This window comes from Labrys sp. WJW (genome assembly GCF_001676615.1).
GTDB lineage: Bacteria > Pseudomonadota > Alphaproteobacteria > Rhizobiales > Labraceae > Labrys > Labrys sedimenti.
Map to the genome: position 1 here is coordinate 1 of NZ_LYXZ01000073.1, position 21,854 is coordinate 21,854.

At 66.3% G+C, this 21,854-nt stretch carries 19 protein-coding genes; 11 read left to right on the forward strand and 8 right to left on the reverse strand.

The annotated features are described in order from the left end of the window. A partial coding sequence (locus BA190_RS32330; RefSeq protein WP_156771796.1) for a trans-aconitate 2-methyltransferase occupies positions 1-467 on the reverse strand: 467 nt, incomplete at its 3' end. A 732-nt stretch (positions 468-1,199) separates the two neighbouring features. On the opposite strand from BA190_RS32330, the gene BA190_RS32335 reads away from it, so the two are divergent. Further along, positions 1,200-3,890 (forward strand): TIGR02302 family protein, encoded by a 2,691-nt coding sequence (locus tag BA190_RS32335; RefSeq protein WP_068298307.1) that lies wholly within the window; start codon positions 1,200-1,202, stop codon positions 3,888-3,890. Between the two features lie 43 nt (positions 3,891-3,933). Beyond that, positions 3,934-4,335 carry a GFA family protein gene (locus BA190_RS32340; protein ID WP_068298310.1) on the forward strand — a complete coding sequence of 134 codons (402 nt, stop codon included), beginning with the start codon at positions 3,934-3,936 and terminating at the stop codon, positions 4,333-4,335. 53 nt (positions 4,336-4,388) lie between these two features. Here the strand turns inward: BA190_RS32340 and BA190_RS32345 are convergent, their stop codons facing one another. Further along, positions 4,389-5,069: a GNAT family N-acetyltransferase gene (locus tag BA190_RS32345; RefSeq protein WP_068298313.1), complete on the reverse strand. Its 681-nt coding sequence runs from the start codon at positions 5,067-5,069 to the stop codon at positions 4,389-4,391. Further along, the gene (locus tag BA190_RS32350; protein WP_068298317.1) at positions 5,066-5,557 is read right to left on the reverse strand and encodes a MarR family winged helix-turn-helix transcriptional regulator; all 492 of its coding nucleotides are present in this window, start codon (positions 5,555-5,557) and stop codon (positions 5,066-5,068) included. Before BA190_RS32350 ends, BA190_RS32345 begins: the two co-directional genes overlap by 4 nt. Positions 5,558-5,745: 188 nt before the next feature. Here BA190_RS32350 and BA190_RS32355 point away from each other — a divergent pair, with 188 nt between their 5' ends. From BA190_RS32355 to BA190_RS32365, 3 genes are all read left to right on the forward strand, one after another. Next, positions 5,746-6,345 (forward strand): DUF2585 domain-containing protein, encoded by a 600-nt coding sequence (locus tag BA190_RS32355; RefSeq protein WP_068298320.1) that lies wholly within the window; start codon positions 5,746-5,748, stop codon positions 6,343-6,345. Between the two features lie 183 nt (positions 6,346-6,528). Next, the gene (locus tag BA190_RS32360; protein ID WP_202908568.1) at positions 6,529-7,659 is read left to right on the forward strand and encodes a glycosyltransferase; all 1,131 of its coding nucleotides are present in this window, start codon (positions 6,529-6,531) and stop codon (positions 7,657-7,659) included. Continuing rightward, entirely contained in the window at positions 7,656-8,198 is a 543-nt protein-coding gene (locus tag BA190_RS32365; protein WP_202908569.1) for a hypothetical protein, read from the forward strand. The genes BA190_RS32360 and BA190_RS32365 overlap by 4 nt, the downstream gene beginning before the upstream one ends. Here the strand turns inward: BA190_RS32365 and BA190_RS32370 are convergent. Both BA190_RS32370 and BA190_RS32375 read right to left on the reverse strand, forming a co-directional pair. Continuing rightward, the gene (locus BA190_RS32370) at positions 8,173-10,110 is read right to left on the reverse strand and encodes a prolipoprotein diacylglyceryl transferase family protein (protein ID WP_068298323.1); all 1,938 of its coding nucleotides are present in this window, start codon (positions 10,108-10,110) and stop codon (positions 8,173-8,175) included. The two genes, BA190_RS32365 and BA190_RS32370, sit on opposite strands and share 26 nt — an antisense overlap. Continuing rightward, on the reverse strand, positions 10,107-10,652 hold the full coding sequence (locus tag BA190_RS32375; RefSeq protein ID WP_068298327.1) for a hypothetical protein: 546 nt from the start codon (positions 10,650-10,652) through the stop codon (positions 10,107-10,109). Before BA190_RS32375 ends, BA190_RS32370 begins: the two co-directional genes overlap by 4 nt. A gap of 342 nt (positions 10,653-10,994) precedes the next feature. Between BA190_RS32375 and BA190_RS32380 the strand changes: the two genes are divergently transcribed. From BA190_RS32380 to BA190_RS35575, 3 genes are all read left to right on the forward strand, one after another. Next, the gene (locus BA190_RS32380) at positions 10,995-11,219 is read left to right on the forward strand and encodes a hypothetical protein (protein ID WP_068298330.1); all 225 of its coding nucleotides are present in this window, start codon (positions 10,995-10,997) and stop codon (positions 11,217-11,219) included. Positions 11,220-11,233: 14 nt separating this feature from the next. Beyond that, complete coding sequence (locus tag BA190_RS32385; protein ID WP_068298333.1) at positions 11,234-11,923, forward strand: hypothetical protein; 690 nt, start codon at positions 11,234-11,236, stop codon at positions 11,921-11,923. 87 nt (positions 11,924-12,010) lie between these two features. Continuing rightward, complete coding sequence (locus tag BA190_RS35575; protein ID WP_082980195.1) at positions 12,011-12,616, forward strand: transposase; 606 nt, start codon at positions 12,011-12,013, stop codon at positions 12,614-12,616. A 48-nt stretch (positions 12,617-12,664) separates the two neighbouring features. Here BA190_RS35575 and BA190_RS32395 read toward each other — a convergent pair whose 3' ends face one another. Beyond that, the gene (locus tag BA190_RS32395; protein ID WP_068298339.1) at positions 12,665-15,091 is read right to left on the reverse strand and encodes an FAD-dependent oxidoreductase; all 2,427 of its coding nucleotides are present in this window, start codon (positions 15,089-15,091) and stop codon (positions 12,665-12,667) included. 164 nt (positions 15,092-15,255) lie between these two features. Further along, positions 15,256-16,809 carry a trimethylamine methyltransferase family protein gene (locus BA190_RS32400; protein WP_068298342.1) on the reverse strand — a complete coding sequence of 518 codons (1,554 nt, stop codon included), beginning with the start codon at positions 16,807-16,809 and terminating at the stop codon, positions 15,256-15,258. A gap of 348 nt (positions 16,810-17,157) precedes the next feature. Between BA190_RS32400 and BA190_RS32405 the strand changes: the two genes are divergently transcribed. The 3 genes from BA190_RS32405 (at position 17,158) to BA190_RS32415 (ending at position 21,146) form a co-directional block, all read left to right on the forward strand. Next, on the forward strand, positions 17,158-18,318 hold the full coding sequence (locus BA190_RS32405; RefSeq protein WP_068298345.1) for an iron-containing alcohol dehydrogenase: 1,161 nt from the start codon (positions 17,158-17,160) through the stop codon (positions 18,316-18,318). Positions 18,319-18,437: 119 nt separating this feature from the next. Beyond that, a complete protein-coding gene (locus BA190_RS32410) occupies positions 18,438-19,940 on the forward strand; it encodes an aldehyde dehydrogenase (protein WP_068298348.1) in 1,503 nt (500 codons plus the stop codon). Positions 19,941-20,036: 96 nt separating this feature from the next. Then, the gene (locus tag BA190_RS32415; RefSeq protein ID WP_068298351.1) at positions 20,037-21,146 is read left to right on the forward strand and encodes a mandelate racemase/muconate lactonizing enzyme family protein; all 1,110 of its coding nucleotides are present in this window, start codon (positions 20,037-20,039) and stop codon (positions 21,144-21,146) included. A gap of 265 nt (positions 21,147-21,411) precedes the next feature. Here BA190_RS32415 and BA190_RS32420 read toward each other — a convergent pair whose 3' ends face one another. After that, positions 21,412-21,825 carry a hypothetical protein gene (locus tag BA190_RS32420; RefSeq protein WP_156771797.1) on the reverse strand — a complete coding sequence of 138 codons (414 nt, stop codon included), beginning with the start codon at positions 21,823-21,825 and terminating at the stop codon, positions 21,412-21,414. Positions 21,826-21,854: the final 29 nt, after the last annotated feature.

Consider the following 21,854-nt stretch of genomic DNA (forward strand, 5'->3'; position numbering starts at 1 on the left):
GGCGCCCTTCCCCGCCACTCCGCTACGGCGGGGTTGCGGCTGTCGAAGATGAAGCGGCCCCCAGGCTCCAGATGCGCCGCGATCGTGCGCAGGGCGGCGATACGGTCCTCCTGCGTGAGGAAGACCTGGAAGGCATGGCCGGTCATTACGACAAGCTCGAAACGCCGGCCCAGGCGCACGGTCCGGCCGTCGCCCTGCACGAAGGTCACCCTGTCGCCGCCCCGGCGGCGGCGCGCGATATCGAGCATGGCCGCGGCGGGATCGACGCCGAAGACGGTACAGCCAGGCTCGAGCGCCACTTCCACCGCAAGATCGCCCGTGCCGCAGCCGAGATCGAGCACCGAAGCACGGCCCGCCGCCAGGGACCGGCAGCAGGCGCGATCGGCGCTCCACTCGTTCTCGACATCATAGAAGCTGGCGATATCCGGATCTTCATAGAGCCGGTCGGGGCGGGCTTTGTCGTTCACGGGCTTGTCGGTCCTGCTCGGCTCGGTCGAGAAATTGCCTGCCTATCACCCCTATCCGGCATCGCAAAGCCTGTCGATTCGCTGCGCTCGAAGCGACAACCCGTACTTGGCCCGCCGTAGCCCGACCGTCATCCTCGGCGACAACGGCCCTGTTCGACATGTTCTGCGGCTTGAAGGGGGCGCCCTCAGGCCCCGTTCGGCGAAATGACGACACGGCCTCGATGTCGCATTCGCGTCGGGAACCAATTCCGCGGTTAATCGTTCTTGGAAACCGGAGCGGAGTCCTCCGTTCTGCATCAGTAATGGAGGTGGTATAATGGGACGCGCGCTTTTGCTCTGGCTGGTCGGAATACCCATTCCAATCATCATCTTGCTTTGGTTTTTCTTTTTCCGTTGAAAAGCAACGGCAATTTAAGAGCGATTTATACGCGACATCATGCCAAAGCACTCTAGTCACTCAAAGAGCGGTGCGGCCCGTGCAAACATCATTGATCTGAGTCGCACAGCTCCCTCATGGCAACATGTTCTAATGTTATCAGGCCTGAATGGCGGGCCAAACCTGCCAGGCAACGCATGCTGCGCCGTTTGGCATAGTCATCCCTCCGAAATAGACGCTTGACGGCAAACAGGTCGGACATGGATTTGCCACGTACAGGCTTATGATGGGCAGGTACTGGAATCACCCGGCTGGGCGGCCTATCCTGCTGCCGATCGAGATATTTGGATGATGGCATGGCTGATCCCGAAGCAGGCATGAGCGAGGAAGCGGCACGCGATGCGCGAGCCTTCGAGACGCTCGTACTGCGGGCGAGGCTCGCTTTGTTCTGGGAGCGGGCCTGGCCGCGCCTGGCGGTGCCCTTGGGCATTATCGGCCTCTTCGTGGCCCTGAGCTGGTTCGACCTGTTCACCGTCCTGTCCGGCCTGCCCCGTCTTCTCCTCGTCCTGGTCTTCCTTGCCGGCCTTCTTGCGTCGCTCTTGCCGCTCGCCCGGCTGCGCTTCCCCAACCGGGATACCGCGCTGCAGCGCATCGACCAGGCCATCGGCCTGCCGCATCGCCCGGCCACCGCCCGGCAGGACCGGCTGGTACAGGGCGGCGGCGACCCCCTCGCCGAAGCGCTGTGGCGCCGGCACCTCCGCCTCGCTTTGGAGGCGAGCCGCCGGGTGCGCCTCGGCCTGCCCTCGCCCGGACTGCCGCAGCTCGATCGCTATGGCCTGCGCGTCGGCGCCATCCTCGCCCTGTTCGTCGGCTTCTTCTATGCCGGGGCCGAACGCCTGCCGCGCCTCATCGATGCCCTCGCCTCCCCCCGGCACGACATCGCCGCGCTGTTCTCGGGCCAGGACGGCGAGCTATCAGGCATGCGCATGGACGCCTGGGTGACGCCGCCGCCCTATACGCGGCGTGCGCCCCAGGTCCTCTCGCAAGCCAATCAGGGTGCGCCGATCCCGGTGCCGCAGGGCTCCGTCCTGGTCGTGCGCCTCGCCGGCGACAAGGGCGCCGAGATCGCAGCACAGGCAGGCACCGAGGACATTCCCTCTTCGACGCCTGCCGATCAGGAAGCCGCCGTCGTCGAAAAGCGCCTCAAGCTGGTGGCCGACACCGGCGTCGACATTCGCCATGGCGACGGCAGCCAGACGCGCTTTGCCTTCACCGTCATCCCCGATCGGCCACCCACCATCGCCTTCGAAGGGCCGGTGAAGCCCGACGGCAAGGGCGGCATGATCTTCACCTACAAGATCGACGATGACTACGGTGCCACCACCGTCGAAAGCCAGAGCACGCTGCTGACGGATGGCCACCCGCTCTACCAGCCGCCGAAGATCGCCCTCTCCGCGCCGGCCGGCCATGCCCGCTCCGGCACGGTGACGGCTACGCGCAATCTTTCGGCCGATCCGCTGGCGGGAGCCACCGTCAAGATGACGCTGGTTGTGCGCGACGATGCCGGCAATGAAGGCCGCAGCGACCCGCAGGACGTCACCCTGCCCCAGCGCGAATTCCAGAATCCGCTTGCCCGCGCCCTGGTGGAGCAGCGTCTGAACCTGGCCGTCGATGCCAACCGGGCCCGCGAGGTCAAATATGCGCTGGAAGCGCTGATGATCGCGCCGGAGGACTTCACCAAGGATGCCGGCCTCTATCTCGGCCTGCGCACCGTGCGCGACCGCCTCGACCGCGCCAATTCCGATGACGCCTATCGCGACGCCGCCGATTATCTCTGGCAGATCGCCCTCGCCATCGAGGAAGGCGACGGCAGCATCGCCGAGCGCCGGCTCAGGGCGGCGCGCGAAAAGCTGAAGGAGGCACTGGAACGCGGCGCCTCGCCGGAGGAGATCGAGAAGCTCACCCAGGAATTGCGCCAGGCCCTCAACGATTTCCTGCAGGACTATGCCAAGCGCCAGCAGCAGGCCCTCAAGAACAATCAGAGGCCCGGCGACAAGCCCGTGCGCAACATCACGCCGGAGGAATTGAACAAGCTGCTCGACCAGCTCGAGAATTCGGCCAAGAACGGCAAGAAGGACGATGCGCAGAAGCTGCTCTCGCAGCTCGACGATATTCTCAACAGCCTCGCCAATCCCGAGGACAGCGTCGGCCAGGGCGACCCCACGATGCAGCAGATGCAGCAATCGCTCAACGACATGGGCAAGATGATCCTGCGCCAGCAGCGCCTGCGCGACCAGACCTATCGCCAGAACCAGCCCTTCGGGCAGGGACAGGAGGGTCAGGGGCAGGAAGGCCAGGGACAAGACGGCCAAGGTCCGGGCGATCAGGGCTCAGGTGACCAGGGCTTGGGCGACCAGGGCTTGGGCGACCAGGGCTTGGGCGATCAGGGTCAAGGCGGACAGGGTGGACAGGGCCCGTCCGGCCAGGGGCAGCAGGGTCAGAACGGGCAAGGGGGCTCGGGCCAGGGCGGGCAGGGTCAAGGCGGGCAGGGTCAAGGCGGCCAGGGCCAAGCTTCACCCTCCCTCGACCAGTTGAAGGAGCGCCAGCAAGCGCTGCGCCAGCAATTGGAGAAGATGCAGAAGAATCTGCGCGATAGCGGCGCGGAGACCCCCGGTGCCCTGGGCGAGGCCGGGCAGGCCATGCGCGATGCCGAAAACCAGCTCGGCGAGCAGGATGGCGAAAACGCCGTCAATTCGCAGGGGCGAGCCATCGAAGCCCTGCGCAAGGCGGCCAAGGGGCTTGCCGAGCAGATGGCGCAGGCCCGCAAGAACGGCAAGGGGCCGCAGCAGGGCAACAACCGGGGCGGCAAGGATCCTCTCGGCCGGCAATTGCCCAATGGCCCCGACTTCAATGCCGACGGCTCGACCGAGGCCTCGCCTTCCAGGCGCGCCGGCGAAGTGCTGAACGAGTTGCGCCGCCGCCTCGCCGATCCCAACCGGCCGAAGGCGGAGACGGACTATCTGGAACGCCTGCTCAACAAGCAGTGAGCGTCGGCGGCCGCAATGACGCCAGGATCGAGAGGGACCATCCATGTCCGCAACCTCCGTGCGCGCCACCGGCTCATGCCTGTGCGGCGGCGTGCGCTACCGGATCCATGGCACGCTGACACCCGTCAGTGCCTGCCATTGTTCGCAATGCGCCAAGACCAGCGGAAATTTCGTCGCCACCACCGACTGCTCGGCCGCCGATCTCACGCTGACGGCGGAGGACACGCTGCGCTGGTATCGCTCGTCCGAACGGGCCGAGCGCGGCTTCTGCGCCACCTGCGGCGGCAATTTGTTCTGGCGCGCCCTGGGTGACGACCGCATCTCGATCACCGCCGGCACGCTCGATCCGCCGACCGGGCTCACCACGCGACGGCACATCTTCGTCGCCTCGAAATCCGACTATTACGACATCGCCGATGGCGCAGCCCGGTTTGATATCCGCTGATCCGCCGCCTCGGCCGGACATAGGTTTCATTCCGCAATGCCATGGCCACGGGCCTATCCGGCCCGGCCCAGTTTCACGACATGCATCGGGCAGCGCAGCGTAAAGCCAATGCTCTCATAGAGGCGAATGGCGACCGTATTGCCGGCATAAGCATGCAGAAAGGGCGCATCGCCTCCTGCACAGATCTCGCCGGCAACGAAGAGCGAGAGCAGGCGGGCCAGGCCTCGGCCGCGGAAATCGGCATGCGAGCACACCCCGCTGAGTTCGATATGGCCGGGCTGCCGCATGCGCTGGCCGGCCATGGCCGCCAGCCTGCCGTCGATGCGCACACCCCAGAAATCGCCGAGGCTCAACGCCTTCAAGGTAAACGGACCTGGATTGGTTGCGCTCGCCAAGGCCAGCATCTCGGGGGCATCGGCCAGGGAGAGCTGCCGCACACGGACATCCTCCACACGCGGAAAGATCGCATCGGCGGTCATCTGTACGGCAGCGACGCGGGAGAGCACGCTCAGGCCGGCAGGGATGGAGACGACGTCAGCCTGGGCAAGCACGACGCTATCGCCGTCCGGCACCAGTTCGGCCAAGGCCCGCAGGCTTTCGGCGTCGTCCGATCCGGTGGCGGCAAACGGCACGATCGCAGCCGGATAGCGGCGGGCCTGCCGGTTTCCTTGCGCCAGGGCGGCATGGGTGCTGGAAAGGGCCGTCCAGACCGGGCGGTCGAGACAATGGCTCATGGCTTGTTCCCTTTGGGCAGGGCCGCCCGTTGATCCAGCCTTGCGACGGCAAGGCGATCCTCGATTGCGGAGAGTTGATCGAGCAAGGGCCCGGTCAGGTCGCTGCACAGATCGGCGACGGCAGCCTCGATCAACGGCCAGGCCTGCTGCCTGGTCTCCTCGACGAGGCGATGCCCCCGCCCCGTCAGCGTGACCAGACGCCGCCTCAGATCGTCCGGCGCCGGGCCGGCCTCGACCAGCCCGAGCGCCTCCAGCTGGGCGAGACTGCGTGTCGCGCCCGGCTGCGTGATGCCGACCGCCTGCGCCAATTCTCCGACGCCGAGCGGCCCCTCCCGGGCGAGCGCCGCCAGGAAGGGATATTGGCTGGCCGGCACCCTGTCGTCGAACACCTCGAGGAAGCGCTGCGTATCCGCCTGCAGCCGCTCGCCGAGCCGCTTCAGCCGCGTGCCGAGGGTGAGATAGCCAAATTCCCGGACGACATCCGCCATGCCTGCCTCCTATATATAACAAGTTATATAACGCGTTATATATATTGAAGCAAGCCTTTGTTCCGGGAACTGGATCAACAGCCGCCGCCATTCTCTTCGGCCCCAAGAGCTTCCCAGCCCCGGCCCCGGCTTGCCAATGCCGGCCGATGATGGGACACACGGCCTGTCACAATGGAACTGGCCGCGTCATGAATCCATCCTCCGAAACGGTCGCAAGCAGCGCCACCTCCGCTCCGGCGCTGCGCTACTGGCTGGCCGGTGCCGGCCTGATCGCCCTTGCGGCGCTGATCCTCTACACGATGGGCCGCAATCCGATCTGCACCTGCGGCACGGTGAAACTGTGGGTCGGCGATCCCAACACCGCCGACAATTCCCAGCACATCGCCGACTGGTACACGCTTTCGCACATCATCCACGGCTTCCTGTTCTGCGGCCTGTTCTGGCTGGTGGCGCGGGGCCGCCCGCTCGGCTTCCGGGCCCTCCTGGCCCTGGTGGTGGAGGCGGGCTGGGAGATCCTGGAAAATAGCCCGCTGATCATCAACCGCTATCGCGAGGGCACCATCGCGCTGGGCTATGAGGGCGACAGCATCCTGAACTCGGTGAGCGACATCCTGTTCATGCTGGTGGGCTTCCTCATCGCCTCGCGCCTGCCCGTCTGGGTGACGGTGGCGCTCGCCATCTTCTTCGAGCTGCTGGCCCTCTATGCCATCCGCGACAATCTCACCCTCAATGTCCTCATGCTGGTCTACCCGGTCGCCGGCATCAAGGCCTGGCAGGGCGGGTTGTAGCCTCCCTGGGAGCGCGGACGTCCTCGTCCGCTCTTCCTCTCCAGCAAGTACAGTGCTGCAAGAGCGGATCGTCCGACACTCACTTGAGTGTCGTAGGGACGTCCGCACTCCCAGGAAACCCTCACAGTTGACAAATCGGCCCTTGCCTCGCCAAGTCTTCGCCTTGCGAACGGAGCCGCCGCCTTGGCCAGATCATATCGCGTCCTCTTCCTCAGCGTCTCCGCCGGGGCCGGTCATATGCGGGCCGCCGAAGCGCTGAAAGAAGCCACGCTCCTGTTGGCTCCCGAGGCCGAGGCGCTGCATCTGGACGTGATGGACTATGTGCCGTCGACCTTCCGCAAGATCTATACCGACTATTACATCAAGCTCGTCACCAAGCACCCGACCCTGTGGGGCATGCTCTACCAGGCGAGCTCTGACGCGCCGCCCGACGCCGTCTCCCAGAAATTGCGGCGGGCAGTGGAACGCCTCTCGACCCGGCCGTTGCGCAGCGCCATCGACGAATTCGCACCCGATGCCATCGTCTGCAGCCATTTCCTGCCGGCCGAACTCCTGATGCGCGAGATCGGCAAGGGCCGCGTCGACGTGCCGGTCTTCGTGCAGATCACCGATTTCGACCTCCACCGCATGTGGGTGATCCCGCGCATGGCCGGCTTCTTCGCCGGCAATGAGGAGGTCGCCTTCCGCCTCGCCGCCCAAGGCATCGAGGCCGGCAAGATCCATGTCACCGGCATTCCCATCATGCCGGCCTTCGCCGAGGAGCACGACCGGGCCGCCTGCGCCGCTGCCCTCGGGCTCGATCCCGGCCGGCGCACCTATCTGCTGATGGGCGGCGGTGCCGGCCTCGGCGTCGGGCCGGTGGCCAGGCGCCTCACCGCCGCCGATCCCGAACTCCAGCTCGTGGTGCTGGCCGGCAAGAACCTCAAAGCGCTGGAGGAACTCCAGGCCCTGGCAGCCAGCCGGCCCGGCCGGCTCTTTCCGCTCGGCTTCACCAACGAGGTGCCGCGCCTGATGGCGGCGGCTGATCTCGTCATCACCAAGCCCGGCGGGCTCTCCACCTCCGAATGCCTGGCCATGGGCGTGCCGATGCTGCTCAGTTCTCCCATTCCCGGGCAGGAGGAACGCAATGCCGACTATCTCATGGAAAACGGGGCGGCGATGAAGGCGATCGACGAGATCGGCCTGGAATATCACGTCGGCTTGCTGAAGCGCGAGCCCGAGCGCCTCACGGCGATGGCCCGCCAGGCCCGCGCCCTCGGCCGCCCACAAGCCGGGCGGGATGCCATGCGCATCGTGCTGGAGGCGCTGGCGTGACCGTCTCCGATGTTCCCGGCTCTTCAGCCCCGGCCCGGCGCGGTGCCCTCGTCCAGCCCGCGGCGCTCGTCGCCATGGTGCTCGCGCTCGCCTGCTTCTTCGCCAATGTCGAGATCCAGATCGAGGGTAGCCATGGCTGGGCCACCAGCCTGCCGACCTGGCGCATCGAGCACCACTGGCTGCTCGACATTGTCTGGGGCGGGCGGCCGATGACCGGCTATCACGCCTGGGTCTTCCCCTTCATGGCGATCTTCTTCCACTTTCCGCTGGTGTTCGCCTGGACCTGGTCGTGGCGGCTGGAAGCGCGCGTGATCGCCTGCATCATGATCTTCTGGCTCACCGAGGATTTCCTCTGGTTCGTATTGAATCCGGCCTTCGGCCTCGCCCGCTTCAGCCCCGAATTCGTACCCTGGCACATCCACTGGTTCTGGGTGGCGCCCGTGGACTACTGGACGATGTCGACGGCCGGGATCCTGCTGCTGGTCTGGTCTTATCGCGGGCACAAGCGCCCGCTCACTGCCCCGGCGTCAGCCGGCTGAGGGGCCTCGTGCTCTCGGGCCAGTCGACACTCATCGCCAGGGCCCACAGGCAGGCGAGCGGCAGCGCCAGGAACAGGGCCGACCATTCCGGCCAATGCGGCGGCGCGGCCGGAACGAAGGGCGCCGCCAGCACGATGACGAACCCCACCGCGGTCACCGCCAGTGACAGCCATTGATAGAGGTTGAGGCCGGCCCGCACCGGCGTCTGCGGTTCGCCGCGCAGTCCCTCTTCGGCAAAACGGGCGATGCCGAGCTGCCAGCAATAGAGGCCGGCGACGAGCCAGGCATCGCCGGTCACCGCCAAAACACGCCAGAGCAGCAGCGCCGCCACGAGATTGGCGAGCATGGAGAACACCGGCGCCGGTTCGATCGGCCGTCCGAGCATGCCCGCGATCAGCCCGACCCGCGACAAGGGGTGGCGATAGGTCAGGCCGGCGGCAGGCGGGATAGAGACGGCCAGGGCCGCGCCATGGCAGCAGCCCTGGGCCAGACAGCGCAATCGCCCCAGCATCTGGGCGATACAAAGCCCTATTGTGCAAGCCGCCAACGTCGCGCCGTCGATAACACCTGACATCGCCAACAGGGCGGCCGCCAAGCTGGCTCCGATCAGGCCGCCGAAAAAGCCGAGCGGACGCGAGAGCTTGCTGCTCGCCTCGACCGCCTGGCCGAAGATGACCGCACCGGCGAGGCCCGCCAGCAACATCGCCGCCATCGGCGCGAGCTGGTACGGCGGCGCCAGGCTCGCCGTCACCAGGAAAGCCAGGGAACCGGCGGCCAGGATGTAGAGGCCATGCGGAAAGAAGCGCATCGGGCCGAGGCGCACCGGCCGCCACTCGTTGGCTACCTTTTCGGCTAGGCGCAGCAGGCCATGCCAGGCCGCCTCGACATTGAGGCAGAGCAGGGCCAAGGCCATGCCGCAAACCAGATCGGCAAGGGAATGCATGCCGGTCAGGTGGCAGGCGGCGAGCTGGAGCAGCGCGAGCGGATAGACTAGTACCGCGCCAAAGCGCTGGCGCCAGAACAAAGCCGCTACCACGATCCAGAAGGCATGGAAGGAGGGCAATGCCGCGGTGATGCCGTCGCTGCCGCGCTCCATCTGCAGCCACCAGCCCATGAGAGTGTCGGGCGGCACGCCGCGCAAGGGCGCGACGGCTGGCAGCAGCGCGAAGACGAGCCCGCCGATCGCCGTGCCGCTCCAGCCGGCCAGGACGAAACGGCGCAGCGCGGCGAGATCCGGTACCAGGAAGGGCACCGCCAGGGCGAAGACATAGGTGAAGCTGTAGACGGGCACCAGGAGCGGCCAGAAGGGCAGGCCCTGTTCGAAAGACAGATAGGTATCGAAGGCGTCGGCCGCCGGCGGCAGCGCGGCGAAAGCGCAGTAGACCACCGTCCAGGTCGGGAAGACCGCGAGCGCAGCGCCGAGCCTGCGGCGGAAATCGGCCGGCAGAGGCCAGTTTTCCGGCAGGCCGATGGCGGGCGCCTGCCGACGCGGGCCCAAACGCCGATCGGTCGCCCGCGCCTCGTAGCCCATCACCAGCGCGAGGGCGGCAAGACCGGTCCAAGGCGTCAGGATGAACAGGCCGGCGAACGAGCCCTGCCAAAGGGAGAGGCCGAGCACGATGAGCGCGAAGCCGACATAGGCGGGATGCGCCAACCAGGCATAGAGCCCGTCCTCGACGCGCCGGCGCGTGGGATAGGCGTTCATCGGCAGACCCTTGCCGCGCAGGATCAGCACCAGGATGGCCGCGACCGTCAGAACTACCCCCAGTCCTGCGACGGCGCCACCGACCAGCGGCCGGGCCTCGATGGCAAGGCCGAGGCGGGCGTCGAGATGCCGGGCACTGACCAGGAGAAGTGCGGGCAGGACGATGCAGAACAGGGCGCCATAGGCGATCGGGCCGATCCGCTTCATGCCAGGACGATCCTTTCAAAAATCATGAAGCCTTTGTCCTCCGAGCCGTCCGAGAAGACGATCCTGGCGGGCGCGATGCGCTTTTCCTCGTCGAGGTTGCGGATCATCGCCGGCAGGCCGTAGCGCAGTGGCCCGAGCAGGCGCAGGCGGCGCGACACGGGCTGGGCGATCAGCGTGATCGCCTCTCCGCCGATCAGGATGCCGCTGGCTGCGCCGTCGAAGGCGAAGGAGCGTGGCAGGTCGAAACGCGCAAGTCGGGCGGGCGAACCATCGAGAAACAACCATTGCCGTGGCTGCTCATGCTCCCAGACGATCCAGACCAGGCTGCTGTTACGGCCCGTGAAGCGCCCCCAATGCAGGGTGCGGATCGGCCAGCGCGTCGGCCACAGGTCGACGGCGAGCGTCTCGAAATAGCCGAGACCCGTCGCCTCGTCTTTGCCGGGCCTGGTGATGCTTACCCTCGCCCGCGGCATGCGCGCCTGCCAGCGCAAGGAGCCCGCCGGCTCGCCATGCAGCAGGGTATCGGGCGTGGACTGCCCCAAAGGATGCCAGGTCAGGGCGACACCGCCGTCCCGTCGTCGAGAATGGCGTCGCCATAGTGCTTGTCGAGGCGAAGGCGGCCCAAATGGACGTCCGGATGGGAGGGATTTTGTTGGTTCTTGTTAGAAGATAGCTTTCCTTTCGACAAGAAGACGGCCGGGTAATCCTGTCGCCATCAACAGGCCACCGCAGGTCATGTTTGAGAAAAAATGGAGCGATCGTTACTGTGCGTCCTGCTGCCGAAGACGCAAATAGACTGGGATGCCCGCGTACTGGTGTCTGCTTCACATGGACGAGACAGCGAAAATCGGCTTCCTAGCGGCATGCGGGTTCCAGGGTGCTTGATGATTCGCCGTTCGCTGTCCTTTGCTTTGCTGTTCGTTTTACTTGTCGCCCCCCCTGCTTTCGCCCGGGACGCCGGCCTCCGTCCTGGCTTCAATCTCGAGGATCATCCCCTCGGTGCCGGTCTCTACGCGCAGGGCCCGGCTCGAGCCTATATCGCCGTGGCCGGCGACAATGCCTGCGGCGGATCGAACGCCACGTTCACCGGCCTTTGTTTCACGCAATGATCAGAGAAAAAGACATGTTCCGTTCCAGTCTGGGCGCCGCGCTGCTCATCGCCGCCGCCACCGGTTCCGCCCTCGCCGCCAACGGCGTCTGCCGCGGCTTCAATTTCCAGAACGACCTTGCCGCCATCAGCCTCTACGAGGTCGCCGAAAGCGGGCGCACCTTCTTCATCAAGGGCCCGACCAGCCAGCGCGAAAGCTGCCCGTCCCTCTCCCCCGCCTGCCGGCAGCGTTCCTTCCTGGTCGAGGGCGACAAGGTGGTGGTGAACGAGATCGAGGGCGATTTCGCCTGCGCCAACTATGTCGACCGCAAGGGCACCGACATCGCGAGCTGGCTGCCCCTGTCGTCCCTCTCGCGGGTCCAGGTCCAGCCGCGCTGGGACGGACGCTGGAGCACCTATGACGGGCGCTCGGTGATCACCATCAAGACCACAGGGAGCGGGCGCATGTTCGTGCGCGGCAATGCCACCTACGATACCGGCTCCTATGTCAACACCGGCGAGTTCGAGGTCGAGGGCGACGCCAATGAGCGCGACTTCGCCTTCGGCTACTATGGCGGCCAGCAGATGGGATACGAGGAGGCCAATGCCGGCCCCAAGCGCTGCGCGGCCCGCATGGTTCAGCTCGGCTCCTATATCGCGGTGATCGACAACGACGCCTGCGGCGGCGAGAACGTGCGCTTCACCGGGCTCTATTCGCGGCAATAGTTTGGAGCGCGGACATCCTGTCCGCTCTTCTTCCCACCCGCTCCGCGCGCGGAAAGAAGAGTAAGTCTATCTGAGGGGCGAGCAGACATGGCTGATAAGAAACGCCCCTTACAGCCCGAAGCAGAGTGGCATTCCCGAGGCTATCTTCCGCATTGGGAAGCCGGCGAGAATCCGCAAAGCATCACCTTCCGTCTTGCAGATTCTCTGCCGGTCGAATTGCTTCAACGTTGGACGCAGGAGTCAGAAAGCTCGGAACGCTCTCCGAACTCCACCGATCGGCGACGGCGCTACGAAGAGGCGCTGGACATGGGCCATGGCGAAGCTCTCCTAGTCCATCCCGATGCAGGTGCTACCGTACAGAGCGCCCTGCTCCATTTCGACGGAGTGCGATACCGCCTCCATGCCTGGAGTGTCATGCCAAACCACGTGCATGTCCTGACCACACCGATCGACGGACATGCGCTGTCCGCAGTCGTACACTCCTGGAAGTCTTTCACGGCACTCCAAATCAATCGAACCCTGGGACGACAGGGAACGCTTTGGTTCCCCGAATATTTCGACCGGCGGATCAGGGACGAGAAACATTTTGAGACCGTTCGTTACTACATCGAACAGAATGCCGTGGCGGCCGGCTTATGCGCGCGAGCGCAAGACTGGGCCTTTTCGAGTGCAGCGCACATGCGTCCCCGATGACGCGTGTGGCTTCGAAGAGCGGACAGGATGTCCGCGCTCCAAATTTTCCTACCCCCGCATCCTCAGCCCCTTGGGGTCGAACAGCGGCTCGGGCGCGATCCTGGCCGAGCGACGGTCGCCGATGATCTCGATCTCGTAGGGCGCCGAGGCGTCGAAAGCGGCCGTCTCGACATAGCCGAGCGCCACCGAGGCCTTGGCGTGATGGGCATAGCCGCCGGAGGTGACCCAGCCCACCACCTTGCCATCGAGCCAGATCGGTTCGTCGCCGATGACGTCGGCATCGAGGGCATCGACCACGAAGGTGGCGAGGCGACGCCTGGGGCCCTCGTCCCGGGCGCGCAGCAATGCATCGCGTCCGATAAAATCGCTCTTCTGGGTCGAGACGAAGCGCTCCAGCCCGGCTTCCCAGGGCGTATAGATCGGCCGGTATTCCCTGGACCAGGAGCCGAAGCTCTTTTCCAGCCGCAGCGAGTTGAGGGCCCGCCCCCCGAACAGCCTGATGCCGAAGCGGGCGCCTTCCTTCATCAGGAGATCGAACAGCGCACGCTGGTGTTCCGGCTTGACCCAGATCTCGTAGCCGAGATCGCCCGTATAGGTGACGCGCCCGATCAGGGCAGGAAGGGTGCCGACATTGAAGCGGCCGACCGCCATGAACGGGAAAGCCTCTTTCGACAGATCGGCGTCGACGAGGTTGGCAAGCAGCTCGCGCGATTTCGGGCCGGCGATCTGCAGGCCGACGAGGTCGAGGCCATGGGCGCGCAGAGTGACGCCGGCCTCGGGCAGACGGGCCTGGAACCAGCGCATGTGGTACTGCTCAGCAAGGCCCGAGCCGAAGATCATGAAGCGATCGTCGGCCTCGCGCGCCAGGGTGAAATCGCCGATCAGCATGCCGTTCTCGTTCAGCATGGGCGTGAGCACCATGCGGCCCCTGGCCGGCAGCCGGTTGGGCAGGATCTTGTCGAGCCAGGCCTCGGCGCCCTTGCCGGTGATCCCGTATTTGGCGAAGTTCGAGATCTCCAGGAGGCCGACGCCCTCGCGCACCGCGGCGCTCTCGGCGGCGACATGCGGGAAATCGTTGGCGCGGCGGAAGGAGAACTCGTCCCGGGCCTCGGCCTTGGACGGCGCGAACCAGAGCGCGTGCTCCAACCCGTTCATGTCGCCGAACACGGCGTTGTGGCTCTCCAGCCGGTCATAGATCGGCGTGGTGCGGAAGGGACGGGCCGCCGGCAGTTCCTCGTTGGGAAAGCGGATGCGGAAGCGGCGGGCATAGTTCTCGCGCACCTTGGCGTTGGTGTGGGAGAGCGTGGTCCAGTCGCCATAGCGGGCGACATCCATGCCCCAGACATCGAAGCCGGGATCGCCATGCACCATCCAGTTGGACAGCGCGAGGCCGACACCGCCGCCCTGGGAGAAACCGGCCATCACACCGCAGGCCACCCAGTAATTGCGCAGGCCCCTGATCGGGCCGACCAGCGGGTTGCCGTCGGGCGCGAAGGTGAAGGGGCCGTTGATGATGCGGCGGATGCCGGCATTCTCGAAGGCCGGGAAATGGCGGAAGCCGACTTCCAGCGATGGGGCGATGCGGTCGAGATCGGGCTCCAGCAGGTTCTGGCCGAAATCCCAGGGCGTGGTCTTTTCCGACCAGGGCTTGCAGGCCTGCTCATAGGTGCCGAGCAGCATGCCGCCACGCTCCTGGCGCATGTAGATCTCGCCCTCGAAATCGAGCGCGGTGATCACTTCCTTGCCGGTGGAGGCGTTGATCTCGGCGACTTCGGGCATGTCCTCGGTGAGGAAGTACATGTGCTCCATGGCGAGCACAGGCAGCTCCAGGCCCACCATGCGGCCGCATTCGCGCGCCCACAGGCCGCCGCAGTTCACCACATGCTCGGCATGGATGGTGCCCTGCTCGGTGGCGACGTCCCAGCTGCCGTCCTCGCGCTGGGCCATGTCGACGACGCGGTTGCGCAGTACGATCTCGGCACCGAGGATCTTGGCCGATTTCGCATAGGCATGGGTGGTGCCGTAGGGGTCGAGATGCCCCTCCAGCGGATCATACATCGCGCCGGCGAATTGCTTCTCGTCGATCAGCGGCATCAGCTTCTTGGCTTCGGCGGCCGAGATGATCTCGGTGTGCATGCCCAGATACCGGCCCTTGGCATGGGCCATCTTCAGCCAGTCCATGCGTTCCTTGGTGCCGGCCAGCATGACGCCGCCGGTGAGGTGCAGGCCGCAGGACTCGCCGGAGAGCTCCTCGATCTCCCGGTACAGCTCCACCGTATATTGCTGCAGCTTGGCGACGTTGGGATCGCCGTTGAGCGTGTGGAAACCGCCCGCCGCGTGCCAGGTCGAGCCCGCCGTCAGCTCCGCGCGCTCGATCAGGGTGATGTCCGTCCAGCCGGCCTTGGCGAGATGGTAGAGCACCGAGCAACCGACGACGCCACCGCCGATGACGAGGACACGGGTGTGGGATTTCATGGGGGAGATATCCTAAGATCGAGAGTGAGCGGTACAGGCGGTGATTTCCCGGGTGCGCGGACGTCCCGTCCGCATCTTCCCTTCCATCAAGCGTATCGTTTCCAAGAAGCGGCTGTCGCGACAATCGGCATAGCCGATTTCGCGGCTACGTCCGCGCATCCGGATTAGAAATCCGTGGGCGCGCCGCCCTCTTCCTTGCGCTTGGCCACGAAGGCGGCGAGTTCCTCGCGGACGGCCGGATCCATCGGCGGTTCCTCGTAAGATGCGAGGCGCTCCTTGTAGAGCCGGTTGGCGCGGTCATAGCCGGTGGGCGATCCCGCTTCCTGCCAGGTCTCGTAATTGCGCCAGTCCGAGATCATCGGGGCGAAGAAGGCGTTGCGGTAGCGCGCCTGGGTATGGGCGCAGCCGAAGAAATGCCCCCCGGGCCCGACCTCGCGCACCGCCTCCAGCGCCAGCTCGTCGTCATCGACCTGGAAGGGCATCAGGAAATGCGTGATCATGTCGAGGAGATCGGCGTCGATGACCATCTTCTCGAAGCTCGCATGCAGCCCGCCTTCCATCCAGCCGGCGCCGTGCATCAGGAGATTGACCCCGCCCATCACCGCGCCCCACAGCGAGAACACGCTCTCATAGGCGGCCTGCACGTCGATGGTGTTGGCGGCGCAGGTGTTGGAGGAGCGGTAGGGCAAGCCGTAGCGGCGGGCGAGCTGACCGCCGACCAGCGCCGCCTTCATCTGCTCGGGCGTGCCGAAGGCCGGCGCGCCGGTCTTCATGTCGACATTGGAGGTGAAGCCGCCATAGGCGAAGGGCGAACCTGGCCGCACCGACTGGGCCAGCACCAGTCCGGCCAGCGCCTCGGCATTCTGCTGGGCCACGGCACCGGCGATCGTCACCGGCGCCATGGCGCCCGCCAGGGTGAAGGGCGTGAGCACGGTGACCTGGTTGCGGCGCGCCATCTGGATCACGCCTTCCATCATCGGCGTGTCCAGGCGCAGCGGCGAGGAGGAGTTGATGATGGTGAAGAGCGAGGGCTCGCGCTCCAATGTCTCCTGGTCGATGCCGCGGGCGATACGCGCCATCTCGATGGCATCGAGATTGCGCTCGCGGCCGAGCGAATAGGCATGGATGGGCTTGTCCGACAGGGTCAGCATGTCGGAGAGCGCGTCGAGATGGCGCACGGAGGCATGGATGTCGGCCGGCTCGACCGGATAGCCGCCCCACAGATGGATGCTGTCCAGCGTATGCCCGAGCCGGATGAGATTCTGGTAATCCTTGCGATTGCCGGGCCGGCGGCCGCCTTCGCGGTCGGCGACGTTGGGGGCGCTCGCCACCGAGCAGAAGGCGAGATGATCGCCGCCGAGCACGACATTGCGAGCCGGATTGCGCGCATGCAGGGTGAAGCTCTGCGGCGCCAGGCCGATCTTGGCCTCCACCAGCTCCCGCGGAAAACGTACGCGGTCGGAACTCGGGTCGACCTCAGCGCCTTCGGCCTTGAGGATAGCCTTGGCCTCCGCATGCAGCACGTCGAGGCCGATCTCCTCCAGGATCTGCAGCGAGGCGAGATGGATGGCCTCGAGCTGGTCGGCCGAGACGGCGTTGACGGCCGGGAAAGGACGCCGCGGCTGGGGTTTGCTGGCCGGGGCGGCAGCGCCGGCACGCTGGCGCTCCTCGCGGCCACGGCGGCGCGGCCGCTCCGAAGTTTCGAGCGAAAGTTCCATCGGGCTTTGCATGGCAGGCCGTTCCCCTGTCCGAAGAGCACGGGCCTGTCATCCCCGGCGAGGCCGCAGGCCTCGGGAAGGGGATCCAGGAGCCTAAAATGCCTCGTGGCCCCTGGATCCCCTTCCCCTCGCCCACAAAGGGCTCGGCCGGGGATGACAGCACTCTTCGATTCACGAATTTGAAGAGAGCCTAACCCGCGCTCCAGCGCGCCGCCACGGCGAAACGGCACTATCGTTTTTTTGGATCGGGCCATCGAATAAAGGCGCACACGGCGCGCCGAGGGCAGAGGTAATGTTGGCGGGCCGATCTCCAGATCGGCCCGTACCCGCCCCACCGAAAGACAGTCCATGTCCCGCTACCAGCTCTCCCATCTGCCACGCATCACTGGAGGGCCGGGGGCCCGGGAACTCGCCGGCGAGCTTGCATCCGCCAGGCTCGGCGCGGGCGCGCAGGTCTTGCTGGTCGCCGATCCTGGCCTGAAGGCGACAGGCCTGATCGACGATGTCGAGGCCTCGCTGCGCAAGGCCGGGCTCGGCGTCTCCGTCTTCTCCGAGTTCGGCGGCGACCCCACCATCGCCTCGGCCGATGCCGCAGCCGCCCTGGCGCGGCGCACCAAGGCCAAGGCCGTGATCTCGCTCGGCGGCGGCTCCGCCCTCGACCTCGGCAAGGTGGTGGCTGCCGTCGCCACCACGGCCGCCACGGCACGACGCTCCGCCGAGGATTATGAATTGTGCAAGCGTCCCTTCCCGCGCAAGCGCCTGGTCTCTCTGGTCATCCCCACCACCTCGGGCACCGGTTCGGAATGCACCCGCACCGCGATCCTCACCCGCTCGGACAAGGCCAAGGTCTGGCTTTGGGGCGAGGAGCTCAAGCCGGACGAGGTGATCCTCGATCCGGAAACAACGCTCTCCCTGCCGCCCGTGCTGACTGCCTGGACCGGCATCGACGCCCTCGTCCACGCGCTGGAGGCCACCACCAACGGCAACGCCACGCCGGCCAACAATGTCTATGCGCATGAGGCCATCCGCCTCGCCGTCGCCAACCTGCCCGATGCCGTCGGCAAGGGCAGCGACCTCCGCGCCCGCGAGGGGCTGCAGCGCGCCGCGGCGCTGGCCGGCATCGCCATCGACAATTGCGGCACCGCCGTCGCCCACAATATCGGCCACGCGCTGGGCTCGTTGCGTCCGGTGCAGCATGGCCGCTCGGTGGCGCTCGGCATGATCGCCACCCTCGGCTGGAATATCGAGGATGATGACGGGCGCTTCGCCGCCGCCGCGCGGGCGATGGGCCTGACGTCGGCTGCCGACCTGCCCGCCGCCTTCGAGAGGCTGGTGCGCGCCATCGGCATCAAGGTCTCGCTTGCCGAGGAGTTCGAAGGCATCAGCACCACGCGCCTCGCCGAGCAGATGGCCCGGCCCGAGAATGCCGCGATGCGCGCCTCCAACCGCCGCACGATCGAGGAGGCCGACCTCGTCCGCTTCGCCGAACGCGTGCTGACGCAGGTTTGATTGGAGCGCGGACATCTCAGCGACATGCTCGCATGTCGCGATGTCCGCTCTTCCCTTCTCGTAGAACTCACCGTTTCAAGAGCGGACAGGATGTCCGCGCTCCTTCTCCAGGAAGTATCATGCTCACCACCCCCCGCACCCGTTCCGACTGGGAAGCCAAGGCCGCGGCCATCGAGCCCGAAGGCCGCGCTTTCATCGACGGCCGCTACGTCCCCGCCCTCTCCGGCAAGACCTTCGCCAAGGCCTCGCCGATCGACGGAAGGGTGATCGCCGAGGTCGCCGATTGCGGGGCCGAGGACATCGAGGCCGCGGTAAAGGCCGCGCGGGCCGCCTTCGAGGACGGACGCTGGCGCCTGAAGCCGCCGGCCGAGAAGAAGCGCATCCTCCTGCGCTTTGCCGAATTGATCCGGGCCGATCTCGAGCACTTGGCCCTGCTCGAAACCCTCGACGTCGGCAAGGTCATTTCCAATTCGCTCAGCGTCGACGTCCCTTTCTGCGCCGACTGCATCCAGTACTATGCCGAATTCGCCGACAAGAGCTTCGACGAGGTCGCGCCGACCGGACCCAACGATCTCGCCATCGTCAGGCGTGAGCCGCTCGGGGTGATCGGTGCCATCGTGCCCTGGAACTACCCGCTGATCATCACGGCCTGGAAGATCGGCCCGGCCCTGGTGGCCGGCAACTCCGTGGTGCTGAAGCCGGCCGAACAGTCGCCGCTTTCGGCCATCCGCCTCGCCATGCTTGCTCGCGAGGCCGGCCTGCCGGACGGCGTGCTCAACGTGGTGCCCGGCTTCGGCGAGAAGGCCGGCAAGCCGCTGGCTCTGCATGAAGACGTCGACATGATCTCCTTCACCGGCTCCACCGAGGTCGGCAAGCTGATGCTGCGCTATGCCGGCGAAAGCAACATGAAGCGCGTGGCGCTGGAATGCGGCGGCAAGAGCCCGCATGTCGTGCTTGGTGATGCCGACCTCGACGCCGCCGCCTCCGGCATCGCCTGGGGCATCTATTACAATCAGGGTGAGACCTGCCATGCCGGCTCGCGCGTGATCGCCCATGCCTCGATCAAGGACGAACTGGTCAGGAAAATCGGCGAGGTCGCGGCCCAGCAGATCCCGCTCGGCCATCCCCTCGATCCAACAGCCCAGATGGGCGCCCTGGTCGAGAAGGGGCATATGGAACGCGTGCTCGGCTATATCGACATCGGCACGAGGGAAGGCGCCACGATCGCCCATGGCGGCAAGCGCGTGATGGCGGAGACCGGTGGCTACTATGTCGAGGCTACCATCCTCGACGGCGTCGAGCCGCAGCATCGCGTAGCGCGCGAGGAGATCTTCGGCCCGGTCGTGGTCGTCAGCACCTTCGCCGACGAAAGCGAGGCGCTGCGCATGGCCAATGATTCCATCTACGGCCTCGCCGCCGCGGTATGGACGAAGGACATGAACGCCGCGCACCGCTTCACCTCGGGCATCCGCGCCGGCACGGTGTGGGTGAACTGCTTCGACCGTTCCTCGCTCGCCACCCCCTTCGGCGGCTTCCGCCAATCGGGCTTCGGCCGCGACCGCTCCCCCCACGCCATCGAGAAGTACATGGACTTCAAGACGGTGTGGACGGCGTATTCTTGAATTCCGGGTGCGCGGACGTCTCGTCCGCATCTTGGAAACGCAGCGCTCGACATTGAGGAAGAGGCGGACGGGACGTCCGCGCACCCGGAGAAAATCATGAAAATCACCGGCATCGAGATCACCCATCACCGCCTGCCCCTCGACCCACCCTTCCATGCGAGCTGGGATTCCAAGCCGCGTACCGCCTTCGACGCCACCATCGTCAGGGTCACCACCGACGAGGGCCTCACCGGCTACGGCTCGGGCGACACCATGACCGGCTTCGAGGGCCATGAGCGCTTCTTCATCGGCCAGGATCCGATGGCGATCGAGCGCCATTACCGCATCCTCTCCAACATCCAGTTCCATTACGGCCGCTGCTGGCCGCTGGACCTGGCGCTGTGGGACCTCACCGGCAAGATCACCGGGCAGCCGGTGTGGAAGCTGCTCGGCGGCCTCTCCAACAAGGTGGCCGCCTATGCCTCCTCGGGCACGCTGAGGAAGCCCGAGGAACTCGCCGACGCAGCCGAGGTCTATCTCGGCCAGGGCTTCAAGGCACTGAAGATCCGCTTCCATCGCGGCGACTGGCGGGCCGACATCAAGGCGCTGGAGGCGGTGCGGGCCCGTATCGGCAACCGGCTCGACCTGATGGTCGACTGCAACCAGGGCTGGCGGATGTCCTGGGACGCCTATACGCCGTGGACGCTCAAGGACGCCATCCCGGTCGCGCGCGAACTCGAACGGCTCGACGTCTACTGGATGGAGGAGCCGCTGCACCGCTCCGACCGGGAAGGCATGCGGCGCCTGCGTGAAATGGCCGACATCCGCATCGCTGGCGGCGAGATGACGCGCGAGCTCTACGAGTTCCGCGACCTCATCCGCGACGGCTGCCTGGACGTGCTGCAGCCCGACGCTGCGCTCGTCGGCGGCATCACCGGCCTGCGTCGTATCGCGGCGATGGCGGCCGAGAACAATCTCGTCTTCACGCCGCATACCTGGACCAACGGCATGGGGGTAACAGCCAATTGCCACCTGACCGCCGGCCTCGCCGACGCACCCTTCGTCGAATTCCCCTACGATCCGCCGGAATGGAGCCTACCGCGCCGCGACTTCATGATGGCGCAGCCCCTGGCGGTGGATGCCGAGGGCATGATCACGCTCAGCGAAGAGCCCGGCATGGGCTACGCGCTGGACGAGAAGATGCTGGAGAAGACGCGGATCGGCTGAGGTTTTTGCCGGAGAACAGCCCTTAATTCCGCCAAGTAGCGCTGCCCCTCACCTCTATCCTCTCCCCGCAAGAGTGGGGAGAGGAGGGCATCGGCGTCGGGCTTCATGCGGAAATCGACTCATCTCGCCCAACCGTTGAGCGAGACGCGGTGCGGCAAGGCGATTCACAACGCTTGCGCCCCCTCGCCCCGCTCTTGCGGGGAGAGGATAGAGGTGAGGGGCTACGCCACCGACCGGACAGTTCCTGTTGCCGCGCGCCCCGCTCCTACCGCCCCCGATGCCGGGACAGCACCAGGGTCGCGCGCGCCCTGACACCCGGATAACGGGTGTTCACCCCGCTCCAGCGCCAGAACAGCCGGTTGCCGCGCCGCCAGGCCGTCACCGTGCCGCCGTCGATGCAGGTGCCGCGGCCGTAGCGGATATGCTCGCGATAGCGCACGATGGCGCCGTGCTGGCTGCGCCGGATCAGCACCCCGCCGCAATGCAGGCTGGGATAGTCGATGCGGGCATTGCCATTGGTGTCGAAGACGAGATGGATGCGCCAGCGGCTGGGCGGCGCGCCGCGCTCGCTCTGCACGCCGGTACCGACCCAGGCGAGATGACGCTTGGCCGGCGGCGCGGCGGCGAAAGCGGGAGGAGTCGCGGCGGCGAACAGGAAAGCGAGTAAAAGGCGCAACATGGTCTTCATCATCCCTGCCTAGCCAGCCC